Origin of the sequence: Azospirillum sp. TSO35-2, from assembly GCF_003116095.1 — a bacterium.
Classification (GTDB): Bacteria; Pseudomonadota; Alphaproteobacteria; order Azospirillales; family Azospirillaceae; genus Azospirillum.
Genome location: NZ_LGRA01000021.1, coordinates 2,069,975 through 2,086,028, shown reverse-complemented (window position 1 = coordinate 2,086,028; position 16,054 = coordinate 2,069,975). Strand labels below are relative to the sequence as shown.

Below are 16,054 nucleotides of genomic sequence, written 5' to 3'. Positions count from 1 at the left end.
CAGTGGACCGACAAGATCGCCCGCAAGATGCAGGCGTCGAAGGAGGTCTGGGGCAAGATCTTCGGCACCATCGACACCCGCGAGAAGTTCCTCGACAAGCGCCGCGAGCTGGCCGAGCACGAATGGGCCCGGTTGAAGAGCAACAACTCGCTGGAATGCCGCAACTGCCACAGTGCCGATTCGATGGACATCACCAAGCAGAATCCGCGCGCGGCGAACATGCACGAGACCTACCTGTTCACCGGCCAGAACACCTGCATCGACTGCCACAAGGGCATCGCCCACCGCCTGCCCGACATGCACGGCGTGGAACCGGGCTGGACGATGAAGACCAGCGCCAAGTAAGGATGAGTTGCTGCAACAGCCCCGCTTCCGACCGGAGCGGGGCTGTTTGCGTTTTACGGGACGCGCGTCAGGCGACGGTCCAGGGGTTGAGCAGCGGAACCCCGGCGGGCTCGAAATCGCGTGTGTTCCGCGTTACGACGGTCAGGCGATGGGTCAACGCGGTCGCCGCAATCATGCTGTCGCGCAGGGGCCGCGGAACCGGAACGTGCAACGTGGCGCAACGCTGGGCCACATCCCCATCGACCGGCAGGATACGCCCACGGAACGCAGCCATGATGTGACCGTCGATCCAGCCGCGCAACACAGCGCCCTTGGCGGGATCCCGGCGCGCCACCAAGCCGGCACCAAGCTCGATCTCGAACAGGGTGATGGCCGAGAGGAACAGCTCGGCCGGCAGGACCGTCGCCGCCCAAGCCGCCAAGCCGGGGTTGGCCCGCGCCGGCCGCCGCAATTCCGATAGGACGTTGGTATCCAGCAGATACATCAGTCCAGGTCCGCCGGCTGGGCGACGTCCGGCAGCGTTGGCGGTTCGAAGTCGAAATCCGCCTCATCCCCGTCCTGCCGCAGCAGATCGAGAAGCGAGCCACCACCCACGCCCGACAGGCGGCGGTAGGTGTCGTAGCGCAACAGCACGAAGGCCGGTTCTCCGCGATCCGTGACGATCACCGGCCCTTCCTCGGCGGCCCGCTTGGCCTCGCTCGGATTCTGGTTGAACTCCCGGCTGGAAATCATGCGTCCCATGGCTTCGCTCCCTCCGGGCATTGGCGCTCATGCATCGGTGCCGATGGCCTCAAGGGAAAAGGTACAGGCCGCCGACGCACGACACAAGCCGAACGTAGTTACGTACCTACATCACCCCAGCATCGCCACCGTCGACAGCGCCAGCAGCGTCACCAGCACCGCCTCGCCCAGGCCGAGCAGGCCCCACAGGCCGAGCGACACCGCCCAGGTGGCGAGGTCGCGGCGGTGGCGGACCTCCTTCAGCAGGCGGTCCTGGATGCCGGCGACGGTGCGCCGCGCCGACAGGCCGGCGACGCCGCCGACCAGCGCCACCAGCCCGGTGCCCAGCACGAAATACAACGCCCCCTTCCAGCCGGCGAACTGGTCGGGATCGTTCAGGTAATGGCCGGTGCCGACGAGGATCCACACCGCCGCCGGCCAGACGCCGACGATCTCCGCCCCTGGCTCCCGCCCCGGCGCGACCTTCTGCGGCCCGCCCTTCGGCTTTCCGTCGCCGTCGCCCATGACAGCCCCCTCAGCCGCCCGGGACGTGACGGTAGGCCAGCACGCGGGTGGCCGGGCCGCCCTCGACATCGGCCAGCGGCAGCAGCAGTTCCACGAACTTCGCCCCCGGCAGCATCGGGTCGTCGCGCACCAGCAGGCAGCGCGGCTCACCGCTGTCCAGGCAGGCGCGCAGGTCGGTCAGCCAGCGCCGCGCCGCCTGTTCCGGGTGGCACTCGCTGACCCGCCGGGTGGTCGGTCGCTCCGCCAGCCGCCGCTGCAACGCGCGGCCGCAGGAGGCGTAGACGAAGTCGGCGCCGTCGGCGGTCGGCGTCATCAGGGCCATGCGCGGTACGCTCTCGCGCACCTGGGCGGTGTCGATCTCGACGGCCAGCGGCATGCGGCGCTTGCGCTTCAGCCGCAGCCAGTGGGTGTAGAGGGCGCGGACCTGCGGCGTCTGCTCCACGTCGATGACGTCGGCGCGGCAGGGCGGCGGCGGCGCGTCGACCACCGGAGTCGCGACCGGCGCAGCGGCGAAGGCGGCGGCCACCGGGACGGGACGGGAGGCGGCCGCGGTCACCGGCGTGTGCGGCTGGGACGTTGCCGGATGGCCGATCCGGCCGCCATGCTTCTTCAGCATCGGCAGCGGCGCCCAGGCCGAACAGGTGTGATAGCCCTTGGTGATCTTGCGGTAGTCCTGGCTGCTGGCGGTGCGGCACTCGCCCTCCACCCCGTGGCGGGCGACATGGACCAGGGTGTTGTCCTCCGACAGCATGCGCTCGCCACCCCACGAGACGCAGGCGGCGCACGCGCGGCTGTCCTTGGCGAAGGCGTGGCTCATCGGGGCGTATCTCCAAAGGGGGGCCCAAAAAGGGAGAATGGGAATTGATGGCGCCCTTTCCGATCCCGTTCAAGCGCGGCAGTGACGGACCCGGGATCCTGTCATGCGAGGGTGACATCCATGCCACCCCTTCCCCCCCGGCCCGGAACCCCCTATAAGGGGGCCTTGCACGACATGCCCATCCCCGCTCTCCGTCTCCGGTCCTCCGGCGCCGGGGGGTTTTCGGCTGACCACACTTCAGAGAAGCGGACCCATGCCCAAACGCACCGACATCAAATCCATCTGCATCATCGGCGCGGGTCCGATCGTCATCGGACAGGCTTGCGAGTTCGACTATTCCGGCGTCCAGGCGTGCAAGGCCCTGCGCGAGGAAGGCTACCGGGTCATCCTCGTCAACTCCAACCCGGCCACCATCATGACCGACCCCGGTCTGGCCGACGCCACCTACATCGAGCCGATCACCCCGGCCGTCGTCGCCAAGATCCTGGAGAAGGAGCGTCCCGACGCCCTGCTGCCGACGATGGGCGGCCAGACCGCGCTGAACACGGCGATGGCGCTGTCCGACGACGGCACGCTGGAGCGGCTGGGCGTGGAGATGATCGGCGCCAAGCGCGACGTCATCGCCAAGGCCGAGGACCGCATCCTGTTCCGCGACGCGATGGACAAGCTGGGGCTCGAATCGCCGAAGTCGCGCATGGTCAAGACGCTGACCGAGGCGATGGAGGCGCTGGAGATCGTCGGCCTGCCCGCCATCATCCGCCCCAGCTTCACGCTGGCCGGCACCGGCGGCGGCATCGCCTACAACCGGGCGGAGTTCGAGGACATCGTGCGCGGCGGCCTGCGCGCCAGCCCGGTCGGCGAGGTGCTGATCGAGGAATCGGTGCTGGGCTGGAAGGAGTACGAGATGGAGGTCGTGCGCGACGGCGCCGACAACTGCATCATCATCTGCGCCATCGAGAACATCGACCCAATGGGCGTCCACACCGGCGATTCGATCACCGTCGCCCCGTCGCTGACGCTGACCGACAAAGAATACCAGATCATGCGCGACGCCTCGATCGCCGTGCTGCGCGAGATCGGCGTCGACACCGGCGGGTCGAACGTCCAGTTCGCGGTCAACCCGGCCAACGGTCGCCTGATCGTGATCGAGATGAACCCGCGCGTGTCGCGCTCCTCGGCGCTGGCGTCGAAGGCCACCGGCTTCCCGATCGCCAAGATCGCCGCCAAGCTGGCCGTCGGCTATCGCCTGGACGAGCTGACCAACGACATCACCGGCACCACCCCGGCCAGCTTCGAGCCGACGATCGACTACGTCGTCACCAAGATGCCGCGCTTCACCTTCGAGAAGTTCAAGGGCGCCGAGCCGCTGCTGACCACCTCGATGAAGTCGGTGGGCGAGGCGATGTCGATCGGCCGCACCTTCCAGGAGTCGGTGCAGAAGGCGCTGCGCTCGATGGAGACCGGCCTGACCGGCTTCAACGAGGTCAAGATCGGCCCCTCGGATCTTTCCGACGGCAACCCCGACCGCGCCACCATCCGCGGCGCGCTGGCCAAGCCGACCCCCGACCGCCTGCTGGTGATCGCCCAGGCCTTCCGCCACGGATTCACCGTGGAGGAGGTCCAGGCCGCGTCCAAGTACGACCCCTGGTTCCTGGAGCAGATCAAGGCGATCGTCGACCGTGAGGAGGCGATCCGCGCCGGCGGCCTGCCGACCGACAAGGCCGGCTGGCTGAAGCTGAAGCAGATGGGCTTCTCCGACGCCCGCCTGGCCGAGCTGGCCCGGAGCACGGAGGCCGCGGTCGCAGCATCCCGCCGCATGGCCGGCGTCACCCCGGTCTACAAGCGCATCGACACCTGCGCCGCCGAATTCGCCTCGGCCACCCCCTACATGTACTCGACCTACGAGACCGACGGGTCGGGCGAGGCGGAGTGCGAGTCCGACCCGACCGAGAAGCGCAAGGTCGTCATCCTCGGCGGCGGCCCGAACCGCATCGGCCAGGGCATCGAGTTCGACTATTGCTGCGTCCATGCCGTCTACGCCCTGCAGGAGGCCGGCATCGAGACCATCATGGTCAACTGCAACCCGGAGACGGTCTCCACCGACTACGACACCGCCGACCGCCTCTATTTCGAGCCGCTGACCGCCGAGGACGTGGTCGAGCTGGTGCGGGTCGAGCAGCGCCGGGGCACCGTGCTGGGCTGCATCGTGCAGTTCGGCGGCCAGACCCCGCTGAAGCTCGCCGCCGCCCTGGAAGAGGCCGGCATCCCGATCCTCGGCACCTCGCCCGACGCCATCGACCTCGCCGAGGACCGCGAGCGCTTCCAGAAGCTGCTGCACGAGCTGAACCTGAAGCAGCCGGCCAACGGCCTCGCCCGCTCGCTGGAAGAGGCGGAGGCGGTCGCCACCCGCATCGGCTTCCCCGTCGTCATCCGCCCGTCCTACGTGCTGGGCGGCCGGGCGATGGAGATCGTCCACGACATGGCCGGGCTCCAGCGCTACATGGGCACCGCCGTGCAGGTGTCGGGCAAGAACCCGGTGCTGATCGACAGCTACCTGCAGGACGCCATCGAGGTCGACGTGGACGTGGTCTGCGACGGCACCGACGTCTATGTCGCCGGCGTGATGGAGCACATCGAGGAGGCCGGCATCCATTCCGGCGACAGCGCCTGCGCCCTGCCGCCCTACTCGCTGCCGGCCGACACCATCGCCGAGATCAACCGCCAGTCCGACGCGCTCGCCCACGCGCTGAAGGTGGTCGGCCTGATGAACGTGCAGTTCGCGGTCAAGGACGGCACCGTCTACATCCTGGAGGTCAACCCGCGCGCCAGCCGCACGGTGCCCTTCGTCGCCAAGGCCACCGGCACCGCCATCGCCAAGATCGCGGCGCGCATCATGGCCGGCGAGAAGCTGTCCTCCTTCACCCTGGCCGGCCCGACGCCGCCGCACACCGCGGTGAAGGAGGCGGTCTTCCCGTTCGCCCGCTTCCCCGGCGTCGACATCGTGCTGGGTCCGGAGATGAAGTCGACCGGCGAGGTGATGGGCCTCGACCACAACTTCGCGCTCGCCTTCGCCAAGGCGCAGCTCGGCGCCGGCGTCACCCTGCCGGTCAAGGGCAGCGTCTTCGTCTCGGTCAAGGACCGCGACAAGCCGGCGCTGGCCGTCATCTGCCAGAAGCTGCACGACATGGGCTTCCGCGTGCTGGCCACCGCCGGCACCGCCAAGGTGCTGCGCGACGCCGGCGTCCCGGCCGAAGCGATCAACAAGGTGGCGGAAGGCCAGCCGCACATTGTCGACGCGATGATCAACGGCGACGTGCATCTGGTCATCAACACCACCGAAGGGGCGCTGGCGCTGGCCGACAGCTTCAGCCTGCGGCGCACCGCGCTGACCTACAACATTCCGTATTACACCACGGTTGCGGGTGCCCGCGCAGCAGTGGAAGCGATTGCCGCACTTCGGAACGGCAGCCTTGAAGTCGCTCCATTGCAGTCGTACCTTAGCGGATCGTATTAAGGACGGACGACGGCGCGGCGGACATCCTCCGCGCCGTCTTCGTCCTTGATGTCGCTTTGGACGGGTCGAACGACTGCAAGCGGTGATGGACCGAACATGGAAAAAGTTCCGATGACAGCGGCGGGCTTCAACCGCCTCCAGGAGGAATTGAAGCATCTTAAGATCACCGAGCGCCCGGCGGTCATCAAAGCCATCGCGGAAGCCCGCGAACACGGCGACCTTTCGGAAAACGCCGAATACCACGCGGCGCGCGAGCGCCAGAGCTTCATCGAAGGCCGCGTTCTGGAGCTTGAGGACAAGATCAGCCGGGCGGAGGTGATCGACCCGGCGAAGCTGTCGGGCGACACCGTCAAGTTCGGCGCGACCGTGACCCTGGCCGACCAGGACACGGACGAGGAGACGACCTACCAGATCGTCGGTCAGGACGAGAGCGATATCAAACTGCGGTTGCTGTCGATCCAGGCGCCGCTGGCCCGCGCGCTGATCAACAAGTCGGTCGGCGACAGCGTCGAGGTGTCGACCCCCGGCGGTTCCAAGCTGTACGAGATCGTGTCGGTCGAGTTCCGTTGAGGTCCAGACAGGTCTGAACCCCGCGTTCCCCCCATTCCGGCGGTCCGATCGACCAAGCCGGAAGGGGGTGAAGCGGCGGTCATCACGGCACCAATTCCCCTGAATACACCGTTTCCGGGCATGGCCGCCAAGTTCGGGCGGCCGGTCGGGCGGCCCTGCGAGGGGCCGCGCCGAACCCCGCCCGTTCAGGCCGCGCGGATGCGCGTCAGGAAACCGTCCACCTGACGGCTCATCGCGGTCGCCTGATTGTGCAGCTGGCTGGAGGCGTCCAGCACGTGCTGGGCGATCGAACCGGTTTCGTTCGACGCGTGCGTGACCTCGGTGATGATCCGGGTGACGCTCTGCGTTCCGGTCGCCGCCTCCTGCACGTTGCGGGTGATCTCCAGCGTCGCCGCCGACTGTTCCTCCACCGCGGCCGCGACCGACGTCACGATGTCGCTGATGCGGTTGATCGTCGTCCCGACGCCCTTGATGGCGTCGGCGGAGCCGCGGGCGGCGTCCTGCATCGCGTTGATCTGCGCGGCGATCTCCTCGGTCGCCTTGGCGGTCTGGTTGGCGAGGCTCTTCACCTCGCTGGCGACGACGGCGAAGCCCTTGCCGGCCTCTCCCGCCCGCGCCGCCTCGATGGTCGCGTTGAGCGCCAGCAGGTTGGTCTGGCTGGCGATGTTGTTGATCAGGTTCACCACCTCGCCGATGCGCTGGGCGGCATCGACCAGGCCGTTGACGGTCTGGTTGGTGCTGTCGGCCTGCGTCACCGCGTCCTGGGCGATCCGCGATGAATTGCCGACCTGACGGCTGATCTCGCTGATCGAAGCGCTCAGCTCCTCCGAGGCGCTGGCCACCGTCTGCACGTTCACCGACGCCTGCTCGGCGGCGCTGGCGACCTCCAGCGACCGCTGGCTGGTCGACGAGGCGATCGAGGCCATCCGCTCGGCGCTCCCCTGCATCTCCTGCGACCGGGCGCTGGTGTCCTGGACGATGGTCTTGACCTCTGCCTCGAAGCTGGCGGCCAGCCGGTTCAGCACCTCGCCGCGCGTCTGGCGCTCGGCCTCCGCGTAGGTCTCCAGCAGCAGCTCCAGGTCCATCCAGGCCACCTTGTTCAGGGTGTTGCGGACCGCCGTCTTGTGGTCGGCCGCGGCCTTGCCGAACAGGCGCGACCCGCCGGCGTCCAGTCCAAGCTCGTCGCTGATCCCCTTCACCACGGTGTGGTGGCAGATGGCGACCGCGTAGCCCGGCACCCCGTTCTCGTAGAAGACCGCCGCCAAGCTCTTGGCCGACTCGATGAAGCCGTCGTCCAGCAGGCCGGACGCGACGCGCACCCAATGCTCGACACGGCGGGCGTGGACGGCCGGCTTCATCAGCGCGGCGTGGATTTCCGGCCATTCCGCGAACTTGGCGTGCCACGTCTCCAGAAGCCTCGGCAGGTGCTGGCGTGCGAACGACGCGTTGGCCCGCAGGATGGCGACATCGGCCTCCGTCAGGCCGAAGGTGTTGAAGCGCTTGCGCAGCGAGTCGATCGACGTTGCTGTGGCCATGGTCCTGTTCTCCTGATCGTTTCTTGGTCGGCATGGCGCATCGCGCACACGCGGTCTCTGATCCGGTCAGTGCAAGGACGGGGCCGTACGGCAAAATGTCGCAGAGTCCAAGAAATGCGCCAAATGTTGACCAGAATTGGTCACCGCGCGACCCTCGTTTGGCCGTTTGGCTCCCAAATCGCAAAAAGATTTTTGCAATCTGGGAAATGGTTCAGCTACCAGAACAACGTCTCATTAAACAAAAAAAAGCGCCCCAGAGTCGCGGGGCGCCGGAACAGGGCGGCGGTGACGCGCAAGTCGCCGCACCATCTACGCATCAAACCCCAGCGCGCATCATCCCCGCAGCTTTTCCTTGAAGAACGTCATCACCCGCTGGATCGCGTCGGCGCGGGCGTCCTCGTTGGTGCCGACATGGGCGGTCCCGCTGGGAGCGGTCGCCAGATCCTGACGTTTGCGCAACGGGGCATCGGGCGCGTCGAATCCATGGTAGGCGTCGGGATAGACCACGAGGTCGGTCCGCTCCTTCGTCCCGTCGCGCGCGGCCAGGTCGATGCAGGGCTGCGCCGGCGTCCAGTCGTCCTTGCCGCCGATCAGCATCAGCAGCGGACCGTCCGGCTGCCATCCCTCCTCGCTCAGCGGCGCCTTGCAGCCGGGGTAGAAGGCCACCGCGGCGCGGAAGCCGCCATCCTCCGTCCCGGCCGGACCGTTGTCGCCGGCCCCAAAGGCGGCCAGCACGGTGCTCGCCCCCTGCGACCAGCCGATCAGGCCGATGCGGTCATGGTCCACCTCCGGCCGCTTGCGCAGGAAGGCCAGCGCCGCCCAGGCGTCGCGCTTGCGCTCCATCGCGGCGCGGACGTTGCGCTCCTTCAGCGGGACGGTGCAGACCTCGGTCACGTTGCGGGGGCCGAAGCTGTCGACCATCAGCACCTCGTAGCCCTGCTGCTGGAGCGTGGTCGCCCACCAGATGTGGCGCTGCGACACTCTGCCGCTGCGGGCGTAGAGGCCGCCGCAGCCGTGCAGCAACACAACCGCCGGGTGAGGGCCATTGCCGGCCGGGCGCAGCAACCGCCCGGTCAGCGTCGTCGGCGCACCGCCGGTCAGGTCCCCGTCGGTGGAGGGAAAACGCACGATTTCCTCGGCATGGACGCCGACGGCGGCCTGGGCGGTCCCGATCGGCAGGGCCAGCCCCACGACACCCATTCCCACAACGCTGGCACACAGCGCCGCACTCAACACAGCCGCGCGACCGCAGGCGTAAGCCTTCATTCTGGAGCGTCCCCGACACCCGGCGCCGGCCACCACGGCGGCGCTCGCGGTTGCAATATTAGCTCCCGGCGGCGCGGAAGACCATCGCCTGCCCTTTTTTGTTCGCATGGGGCCGCCAATTCGGCGCAGCGATGCACCCCCACGCGGCGTCAGGGCCATGGTCCGGCGAAGTTCCGGCGAAACATCGGCGGGACGGCCGACGACCCGCGCCAACCGGCACCCCGACTCCGAGGCGTCTTGTTGGCTCTGGCCCAGGCTGCCCCTCATCGGGACGGTCCATCGGGTTGCGTCGGGGGCTGCGGCGGTCCCTTGTCCTCAGGCAGGAGGCTCGGGCGCTCGCCGCATCGTCCCATCGAGGCGCCCCCAACCTCCGGGGGCGCCCGGCCCTGCTCAGCGCCGGGTGGCGCGGGCGGGCGTCTCGTCCTCGACGAACTCCTCGTCGTCCTCGTCCTCGGTCCCTTCCGGGATGTCGGGCGAGTCGACGTCGATCGGAACGCCGGGGGTGTGCTTGGAGGTGCGGATCGACAGCGCCGACTTCACATGGGCGACGTTGGGCGCCGCCGTCAGCTTGGTCGTCAGGAAGCGCTGATAATCGTCCCAGTCCTCGGCCACGATCTTCAGGACGAAATCATATTCGCCGGCCAGCATGTTGCACTCACGCACCAGCGGCCAGCTGTTGACGAGCTCCTCGAATTTCTTTAGGTCCGCTTCGGCCTGGCTGCTGAGGCCGACCTGGGCGAACACGGTGACGCCGAACCCCAGCGCATCGGGGTTGACGTCGGCGTGATAGCCGCGGATGAATCCCGCCTCCTCCAGCGCGCGGACGCGGCGCAGGCAGGGCGGAGCGGAGATGCCGGCACGCCGGGCAAGCTCCACATTGGTCATCCGACCGTCGTTCTGCAGATCGCGCAGAATACGCCGGTCAATTCGGTCGAGTTTGACCCGCCGCATGGTTTACTCGGTCGCTCCGGGGGTGATTTGAAGAAAGGATATTACACGGGCATGGTGTCTACGCCAAGACCGAAACCCTTACAAGGGCGAGCAACCCGGATCTCCCTCTTTCCGTCGCCCGCTTCGCAGCCCCAACAAACCGAGCGCTCATGCAATCCCTGACCTGCTGGGTGGTGTCCGATGGCAAGCCGGGCATGGAAAACCAATGCATCGGCCTGGCGGAGGCGCTGGGCCTGACGCCGGTGATCAAGCGCGTCGCCCTGCGCACGCCCTGGCGCCAGCTGACCCCCTATTTCCGCATCGGCAACCGCTTCGCCGCCGGGCCGAAGGGCGATCCCGTCGCCCCGCCCTGGCCCGACATCCTGATCGGCACCGGGCGGCAGAGCATCGCCGTGTCGCTGGCGGTGCGCCAGCAGTCGCGTGGCCGGACCTTCACCGTCCAGATCCAGGATCCGGCGCTCAGCCCACGGCATTTCGACCTGGTGGTGGTGCCGCGCCACGACAAGCTGCGCGGCGACAACGTGCTGGTGACGCGCGGTGCGCTGCATCGGGTGACGCCGGCCATCCTGGCCGCGGCGGCGGAGCGTTTCGCCCCGCGGCTGGCCCATCTGCCGCACCCCCGCATCGCCGTGCTGATCGGCGGCGACAACGGCGTCTACCGCCTGACCCCGACCATCATGGGCGACGTCGCCGAGCAGTTGGCCAACCTGACGCGCACGCACGGCGCCGGGCTGATGGTGACGCCGTCGCGCCGCACCGGCGCCGACAACGAGGCGATCCTGCGCGCCCGCCTGTCCGGCCTGCCGGCCGAGGTGTGGGACGGCACCGGCGAGAATCCGTATTTCGGCTATCTTGGTCTGGCCGACGCGGTGGTGGTGACCTGCGACAGCGTGTCGATGACGTCGGAGGCCTGCTCCACCGGCAAGCCGACCTACGTGATCGAGCTGGACGGCGGGTCGCCCAAGTTCCGCGCCTTCCACGACGGGCTGTACCAGGACGGCATCACCCGCCGCTTCGACGGCTCGCTCGACCAGTGGCAGCACCCGCTGCTGAACGACACGCGGGAGGTGGCCGACGAGGTGCTGCGGCGGCTGCCGGCGCACCGGAAACGGCACGGCCTGACGTAACAGCCGGGACCGGTGCGCGACCAATCCGCGCACCCCCCTGGTAAGACCAGTTTGCGGCGGAGTTGCGGCCCGGCCCGTGCCATAAGCGGAGCAAACCGGGCCGCCCGCCGGCTGGTCCTTCCCGATCCGGATCATCACCGCCATGACCACGGCCATGACTGCACCAGCCACCACCGCCACCCTGCCCGGCCCCGACGCCGTTGCCGACCGCTTCCTGCGCTGTCTGGAGCACAGCCGGCGGTTCGACACACCGTACAACCACTGGCTCCTGTCCGAGGCCCTGCCGGACGAGGCCGCCGACGCCATCGCCACCCTGCCCTGGGGGGCGCCGCGGGTGTCCGACACCTACGGCAAGCGCGAGACCAACAACGCGTCGCGCACCTATTTCGGCGCGGAGAACCGGGCGCACTACCCGGTGTGCGAGACGGTCGCCCAGGCCTTCCAGAGCCGCCGCGTCACCGACGCGATCCAGAAGACCTGCGACGTCGACCTGTCCGGCACCAATTTGCGCATCGAATATTGCCAGGACACCGATGGCTTCTGGCTGGAGCCGCACACCGACATCGGCGTCAAGAAATTCACGATGCTGATCTACCTGTCGAAGGGACCGAACTGCGCCGGCTGGGGCACCGACGTGTTGGACGAGACGAAGACCGTCGTCGCCCGCGCGCCCTACGCCTTCAACGAGGGGCTGATCTTCATTCCCGGCACCAACACGTGGCACGGCTTTGAAAAGCGCCCGATCGACGGGGTGCGCAAGTCGATCATCGTCAACTACGTCGGTCCGGAATGGCGGGCCCGCCACGAGCTGTGTTTCCCCGACCAGCCTCTTGCGTAAATCGGCGGGCGTGATTAAGTGGCGCCGACCGGCCCCCCGACGGACGGACGGACGGCGCCCCCTCTGGAGTCTTCATCCATGTCCATGCTTGATCTGGACAAGTTCCGCGCCACCCCCCTGCAGCACGATCCGTACGATTTCCTGTGCGTCCCCGGCTTCGTGAAGAAGGAGCATCTGGAGGCGCTGCACCGCGATTATCCGAAGGTCGACAAGCCCGGCTCCATCCCGCTCGGCGTCTTCCCGCAGGGGCCGAGCTTCGACGCGATGATCGAGGAGTTGAAGGGGCCGGAGGTCTGCAAGGCCTTTTCCGAGAAGTTCGGCGTCGACCTGTCGCGCTACCCGACCATGTTCACCGCCCGCGGCATGTGCCGGGCGACCGACGGCAAGATCCACCCGGATTCGGCCAGCAAGGTCATCACCGTCCTGATCTACATGAACCCGCCCTGGGAGGCGACGGGCGGCCGCCTGCGCATCCTGCGGTCGCAGAACCTGGAGGATTACGCCGCCGAGGTTCCGCCGGAGGAAGGCACCCTGATGTGCTTCCGCCGCAGCGACACCTCCTGGCACGGCCACTATCCCTTCGAAGGCCAGCGCCGGGCGATCCAGATGAACTGGGTCAAGGGCGGCGTCTACATCTGGCACGAACAGTGGCGCCACCGCATCGGCGCCTGGGCCAAGGGCGTCTTCGGCGGCGAGTCGAAGGGCTATTGAAGAACGGGGGGCGGCGAATGGGGGCCGGCCTTGGCCGCCCTCACCCCACCGCCGTCCAGACCGCCTCCCCCAGCTCCTCGCGGAAGGCGAAGCGCTTCAGGTGGTCGATCACCACCCCCTGCATGCGTTCCAATTGGTCGGCCTCCTCCACCTCCACCGTGATGCCCAGGCCGCCCTCATCGGCGGCCAGTTGGCAGCGCCGGTCGGGCGCGAAGGGGATGACGCCCTGGTTCTCGTCATAGGTCACCTCGAACTTGTGGGCCCAGTGCTTGCACAGCTGGGTCATGTAGCGGCGCCCATTCGGCGTCGCGATGCGCGTGGTCGATGCGGCCATGCTGCCGGTCTCCTTCCTGGTCGATAAAAGCAATCACGAGCGCTCGACGGCGCGGGCGGCGGCGTCGATGGCGTCGGCGATGGCCTGGGTCTGGTCGGGCGTCAGGTCGCCCTGCGACAGCCGCAGCCGCAGCGCCAGCTTGAAGTTCTCCACCGCACGGACGATCTGCGGCGACGACCCGCGGGTCTGGCGGGCGTGGGCGTGGGCGATGCGCTCGCGGATCGCCGCGATGGTCGCCGCGCTGGCCTTCAGCGCCTCGGCCCCCTCCGGCGTGATTTCGTAGAGCTTCCGGTTGCCCTCGGCCGAGGCCATGCGGATGTGGCCCTGCTCTTCCAGCAGGGTCAGCGTCGGGTAGACGACGCCGGGGCTGGGGCTGTAGGCGCCGCCGACCAGCCCTTCGATCGCCTTGATCAGATCGTAGCCGGAATGAGGCTTCTCCTCGATCAGCCACAGCAGGACGAGGCGCAGGTCGCCGTGGTCGAAGACACGGCGCTCGCCGCGTCCGCCCCGGCCACCGGGACCGCCAGGGCCGCCGCGGTCACCCCAGCCGTCGCGGCCGCCGCGGTGGCGGCCACGGCCGTGGCCCTGCTCGGGAACCTCGTCGTCGAAATCGGGACGGGAAAAACGACGCCCGCAGGCGTGGAACATATGCCGAAGCATGAAACCCTCTCTTGATGCAGTTTCGATATAACGAAACAACAGATATATCGAAACACACTCTTCGACAAGAGGGAAATTCGCCGGCGGCCGACGACGCCCTCCGGCGCCCGCAGGCCCGGCCCCGGACAAATCACTGTCGCGCGCCCGACCGAAGGGGCTATAACCGACGCCCTGGCTTTGCTTTCGCGCGTGTGTGCCCCCATGCCTCTTCGGATCGAAACCTTCTCCAACGTCACCGGCGGCTCCAGCTTCTTCAAGGCGGTGGGCCACCCGTTGGCGGCGCCCAAGGCGGCGATCCTGATCGCGCGGCTGGCCTCCTTCGGACCGGTCGCGGTTTATGACCCGCTGGGCCTGCTGTCGGGGCTGGCGGAGTTCTACGACCTGTCGTCGATCCCGGTCTGCGGGGTCTATGTGCAGAATGTCGAGCAGATCGGGACGGAGGTGTTCGGCCACGCCGCCCGCCCGGTGACCGACCTGCCGGCCAGCGGCGCCCGCACCGTCTTCATCGTCGCCTTCGATTCGCAGCGCTTGGAAGGCCACATCGCCCACCTGATCCCGGAGAAGGCCGGCGTCGTCTCGCTGGACGCCATGCGCGTGCCGGAAGACATGCTGAACGATCCCGGCCATTACCTGTCGAAGTTCAACTGGGCGACCAACTTCGCCTGGTTCCGCGACGAGGACGGGCACCACACCCGCGTCGTGTCGGCCAACTACTGGCCGCGCTACGGCGCCAAGGGCACCCGGCTGTGGGCCTGCCTGTTCGACCGCGAGGGCCGGCCGATCGCCGACTGGACCGAGCCGATGCCGCCGATCGACGGCACGGTGGTGATCGACAGCCGCCAGATCCGCGCGCGGATGGGGCTCGGCCCCTTCTGCGGCTCGCTGTTCCTGCACGTCATCGGCGCCGCTGGGCACGACGTGGTGAAATACGCGCTCGACACCTACGGCGACGACCAGACGGTGCTGTCCTGCACCCACGACGCCAACGCCTGGCCGGCCGACCGCTACGCCGGACTGCCCGCCCCGCGCGAGGGCGAGCGGGTGTCGTTGTGGATCCAGAACAGCCACCCGACGCCGATCCCCGCCGGCGCGGTCGGGCTGAACCTGATGGGCTCGGACGAGGTCCGCACGCTCGACCAGTCCATCCCGGCCTTCGCCACCGTCGAACTCGACATCGCCAGCCTGTTCCCGGAAGCGCGCTGGCCGGCGCAGTTCGAGGTGCAGGCCGGCAAGCATTTCGTCCGCCCGCGCTACGAGATCGCCGCCGCCGGTGGCCGTCGCCGCATGGCCCACGCCAACGTCGAGCGCACCGACCTGAAGCCGGACCCCAAGCTGCCGGTCCTGACCGGGCACGCCATCGGCAAGGGCCACATCCTGCCGGCGCCGCTGCTGCCGATGGGCCGCTGGCGCACCACCCTGCTGCCGACGCCGATGAGCACGGCGCAGACCGAGCTGCCGGTGAAGGCGGTGGTCTACGACCGCAACGGCGTCGCGCTGGCCGAACACCGCTTCGGCAACCTCAAGCGGTCCGACAGCGTCGCGCTGGACGTCAGCGGGCTGGTCGCCGACAAAGCCGCCGGCAAGACGATGGTCGATGGCTGGGGCCATGTCGAGCTGGTCTATGATTTCGAAGCCGGAACGATTGCCGACGGCTGGCTGCACGCGCTGGTTCGTTACGAGGACGTGAACAACGGCCATGTGGCGGAGACCAGCTTCGGCAGCCACCTGTTCAACATGGCGATGGTCTACCGCGACGAGCCGCAGAGCTACCACGGCCGCCCGCCCGGCCTGTCGACCCGGCTGTTCCTGCGGCTGGGCACCGACCCGTGGGACACGCTCTGCCATCTGGTCTACCCAGCCTCGACGCCCTGGCATGCCACCTCGGACACCAGCCTGATCCTGATGCGCCGCGATGGCGTCGAACTGGCGCGCAAGCGGCTGGCGATCCCCTGCGGCGGCTCACGGTTCTGGCGCTATCACGAGATGTTTTCGGAAGCGGAACGAATGGCGGCGGGCGAGCACGCCTATGTGCTGATCCGCGACACCACCTGCCGCCTGTTCGGCTACCATGGCTGCCTTGCGGGTGACAGCGCCTTCAGCCTCGACCATATGTTCGGTTTCTAGAACCATTCCAATCGCGA

The 16,054-nt window shown here is 68.3% G+C and carries 16 protein-coding genes; 7 read left to right on the top strand and 9 right to left on the bottom strand.

Annotated features, from left to right (window positions below):
- A partial coding sequence (locus TSO352_RS25540; RefSeq protein ID WP_199231723.1) for a NapC/NirT family cytochrome c occupies window positions 1–345 on the top strand: 345 nt, incomplete at its 5' end.
- A 67-nt stretch (window positions 346–412) separates the two neighbouring features.
- On the opposite strand, the gene TSO352_RS25535 is transcribed toward TSO352_RS25540, so the two are convergent.
- The 4 genes from TSO352_RS25535 to TSO352_RS25520 all read right to left on the bottom strand — a co-directional run bounded on the left by TSO352_RS25535 (window position 413) and on the right by TSO352_RS25520 (window position 2,407).
- Window positions 413–829: a type II toxin-antitoxin system VapC family toxin gene (locus tag TSO352_RS25535; protein WP_109109933.1), complete on the bottom strand. Its 417-nt coding sequence runs from the start codon at window positions 827–829 to the stop codon at window positions 413–415.
- The gene (locus TSO352_RS25530; RefSeq protein ID WP_109109932.1) at window positions 829–1,086 is read right to left on the bottom strand and encodes a type II toxin-antitoxin system Phd/YefM family antitoxin; all 258 of its coding nucleotides are present in this window, start codon (window positions 1,084–1,086) and stop codon (window positions 829–831) included. The genes TSO352_RS25535 and TSO352_RS25530 overlap by 1 nt, the downstream gene beginning before the upstream one ends.
- A gap of 111 nt (window positions 1,087–1,197) precedes the next feature.
- The gene (locus TSO352_RS25525) at window positions 1,198–1,590 is read right to left on the bottom strand and encodes a hypothetical protein (RefSeq protein WP_109109931.1); all 393 of its coding nucleotides are present in this window, start codon (window positions 1,588–1,590) and stop codon (window positions 1,198–1,200) included.
- Window positions 1,591–1,600: 10 nt separating this feature from the next.
- Window positions 1,601–2,407: a hypothetical protein gene (locus TSO352_RS25520; protein WP_109109930.1), complete on the bottom strand. Its 807-nt coding sequence runs from the start codon at window positions 2,405–2,407 to the stop codon at window positions 1,601–1,603.
- Between the two features lie 253 nt (window positions 2,408–2,660).
- Here TSO352_RS25520 and carB point away from each other — a divergent pair, with 253 nt between their 5' ends.
- The gene (gene carB / locus TSO352_RS25515) at window positions 2,661–5,921 is read left to right on the top strand and encodes a carbamoyl-phosphate synthase large subunit (protein WP_109109929.1); all 3,261 of its coding nucleotides are present in this window, start codon (window positions 2,661–2,663) and stop codon (window positions 5,919–5,921) included.
- A gap of 96 nt (window positions 5,922–6,017) precedes the next feature.
- Window positions 6,018–6,491 carry a transcription elongation factor GreA gene (gene greA, locus TSO352_RS25510; RefSeq protein WP_109109928.1) on the top strand — a complete coding sequence of 158 codons (474 nt, stop codon included), beginning with the start codon at window positions 6,018–6,020 and terminating at the stop codon, window positions 6,489–6,491.
- 185 nt (window positions 6,492–6,676) lie between these two features.
- On the opposite strand, the gene TSO352_RS25505 is transcribed toward greA, so the two are convergent.
- From TSO352_RS25505 to TSO352_RS25495, 3 genes are all read right to left on the bottom strand, one after another.
- Window positions 6,677–8,026, bottom strand: coding sequence for a globin-coupled sensor protein (locus tag TSO352_RS25505; RefSeq protein ID WP_109109927.1), 1,350 nt, complete (start codon window positions 8,024–8,026; stop codon window positions 6,677–6,679).
- A gap of 333 nt (window positions 8,027–8,359) precedes the next feature.
- Complete coding sequence (locus TSO352_RS25500; RefSeq protein WP_247872429.1) at window positions 8,360–9,226, bottom strand: dienelactone hydrolase family protein; 867 nt, start codon at window positions 9,224–9,226, stop codon at window positions 8,360–8,362.
- Window positions 9,227–9,682: 456 nt separating this feature from the next.
- On the bottom strand, window positions 9,683–10,243 hold the full coding sequence (locus TSO352_RS25495) for an Lrp/AsnC family transcriptional regulator (RefSeq protein WP_109109925.1): 561 nt from the start codon (window positions 10,241–10,243) through the stop codon (window positions 9,683–9,685).
- A gap of 149 nt (window positions 10,244–10,392) precedes the next feature.
- Between TSO352_RS25495 and TSO352_RS25490 the strand changes: the two genes are divergently transcribed.
- From TSO352_RS25490 to TSO352_RS25480, 3 genes are all read left to right on the top strand, one after another.
- The gene (locus TSO352_RS25490; protein ID WP_109109924.1) at window positions 10,393–11,370 is read left to right on the top strand and encodes a mitochondrial fission ELM1 family protein; all 978 of its coding nucleotides are present in this window, start codon (window positions 10,393–10,395) and stop codon (window positions 11,368–11,370) included.
- A gap of 154 nt (window positions 11,371–11,524) precedes the next feature.
- Complete coding sequence (locus tag TSO352_RS25485; protein ID WP_348770666.1) at window positions 11,525–12,208, top strand: 2OG-Fe(II) oxygenase; 684 nt, start codon at window positions 11,525–11,527, stop codon at window positions 12,206–12,208.
- Between the two features lie 78 nt (window positions 12,209–12,286).
- On the top strand, window positions 12,287–12,919 hold the full coding sequence (locus TSO352_RS25480; protein WP_109109923.1) for a 2OG-Fe(II) oxygenase: 633 nt from the start codon (window positions 12,287–12,289) through the stop codon (window positions 12,917–12,919).
- A 40-nt stretch (window positions 12,920–12,959) separates the two neighbouring features.
- On the opposite strand, the gene TSO352_RS25475 is transcribed toward TSO352_RS25480, so the two are convergent.
- A complete protein-coding gene (locus tag TSO352_RS25475) occupies window positions 12,960–13,253 on the bottom strand; it encodes a DUF2218 domain-containing protein (protein ID WP_109109922.1) in 294 nt (97 codons plus the stop codon).
- 33 nt (window positions 13,254–13,286) lie between these two features.
- Window positions 13,287–13,913, bottom strand: a complete 627-nt coding sequence (locus TSO352_RS25470; RefSeq protein ID WP_109109921.1) for a PadR family transcriptional regulator — start codon at window positions 13,911–13,913, stop codon at window positions 13,287–13,289.
- A gap of 201 nt (window positions 13,914–14,114) precedes the next feature.
- On the opposite strand from TSO352_RS25470, the gene TSO352_RS25465 reads away from it, so the two are divergent.
- Window positions 14,115–16,037 (top strand): hypothetical protein, encoded by a 1,923-nt coding sequence (locus TSO352_RS25465; RefSeq protein WP_109109920.1) that lies wholly within the window; start codon window positions 14,115–14,117, stop codon window positions 16,035–16,037.
- Window positions 16,038–16,054 lie beyond the last annotated feature (17 nt).

Coding starts and splice junctions, on each gene's coding strand:
- carB (WP_109109929.1), top strand. CDS start 2,661: ATGCCCAAACGCACCGACATCAAATCCATCTGCATCATCGGCGCGGGT.
- TSO352_RS25475 (WP_109109922.1), bottom strand. CDS start 13,253: ATGGCCGCATCGACCACGCGCATCGCGACGCCGAATGGGCGCCGCTAC.
- TSO352_RS25480 (WP_109109923.1), top strand. CDS start 12,287: ATGTCCATGCTTGATCTGGACAAGTTCCGCGCCACCCCCCTGCAGCAC.
- TSO352_RS25495 (WP_109109925.1), bottom strand. CDS start 10,243: ATGCGGCGGGTCAAACTCGACCGAATTGACCGGCGTATTCTGCGCGAT.
- TSO352_RS25490 (WP_109109924.1), top strand. CDS start 10,393: ATGCAATCCCTGACCTGCTGGGTGGTGTCCGATGGCAAGCCGGGCATG.
- TSO352_RS25525 (WP_109109931.1), bottom strand. CDS start 1,590: ATGGGCGACGGCGACGGAAAGCCGAAGGGCGGGCCGCAGAAGGTCGCG.
- greA (WP_109109928.1), top strand. CDS start 6,018: ATGGAAAAAGTTCCGATGACAGCGGCGGGCTTCAACCGCCTCCAGGAG.
- TSO352_RS25470 (WP_109109921.1), bottom strand. CDS start 13,913: ATGCTTCGGCATATGTTCCACGCCTGCGGGCGTCGTTTTTCCCGTCCC.
- TSO352_RS25485 (WP_348770666.1), top strand. CDS start 11,525: ATGACTGCACCAGCCACCACCGCCACCCTGCCCGGCCCCGACGCCGTT.
- TSO352_RS25465 (WP_109109920.1), top strand. CDS start 14,115: ATGCCTCTTCGGATCGAAACCTTCTCCAACGTCACCGGCGGCTCCAGC.
- TSO352_RS25500 (WP_247872429.1), bottom strand. CDS start 9,226: ATGGGTGTCGTGGGGCTGGCCCTGCCGATCGGGACCGCCCAGGCCGCC.
- TSO352_RS25535 (WP_109109933.1), bottom strand. CDS start 829: ATGTATCTGCTGGATACCAACGTCCTATCGGAATTGCGGCGGCCGGCG.
- TSO352_RS25520 (WP_109109930.1), bottom strand. CDS start 2,407: ATGAGCCACGCCTTCGCCAAGGACAGCCGCGCGTGCGCCGCCTGCGTC.
- TSO352_RS25530 (WP_109109932.1), bottom strand. CDS start 1,086: ATGGGACGCATGATTTCCAGCCGGGAGTTCAACCAGAATCCGAGCGAG.
- TSO352_RS25505 (WP_109109927.1), bottom strand. CDS start 8,026: ATGGCCACAGCAACGTCGATCGACTCGCTGCGCAAGCGCTTCAACACC.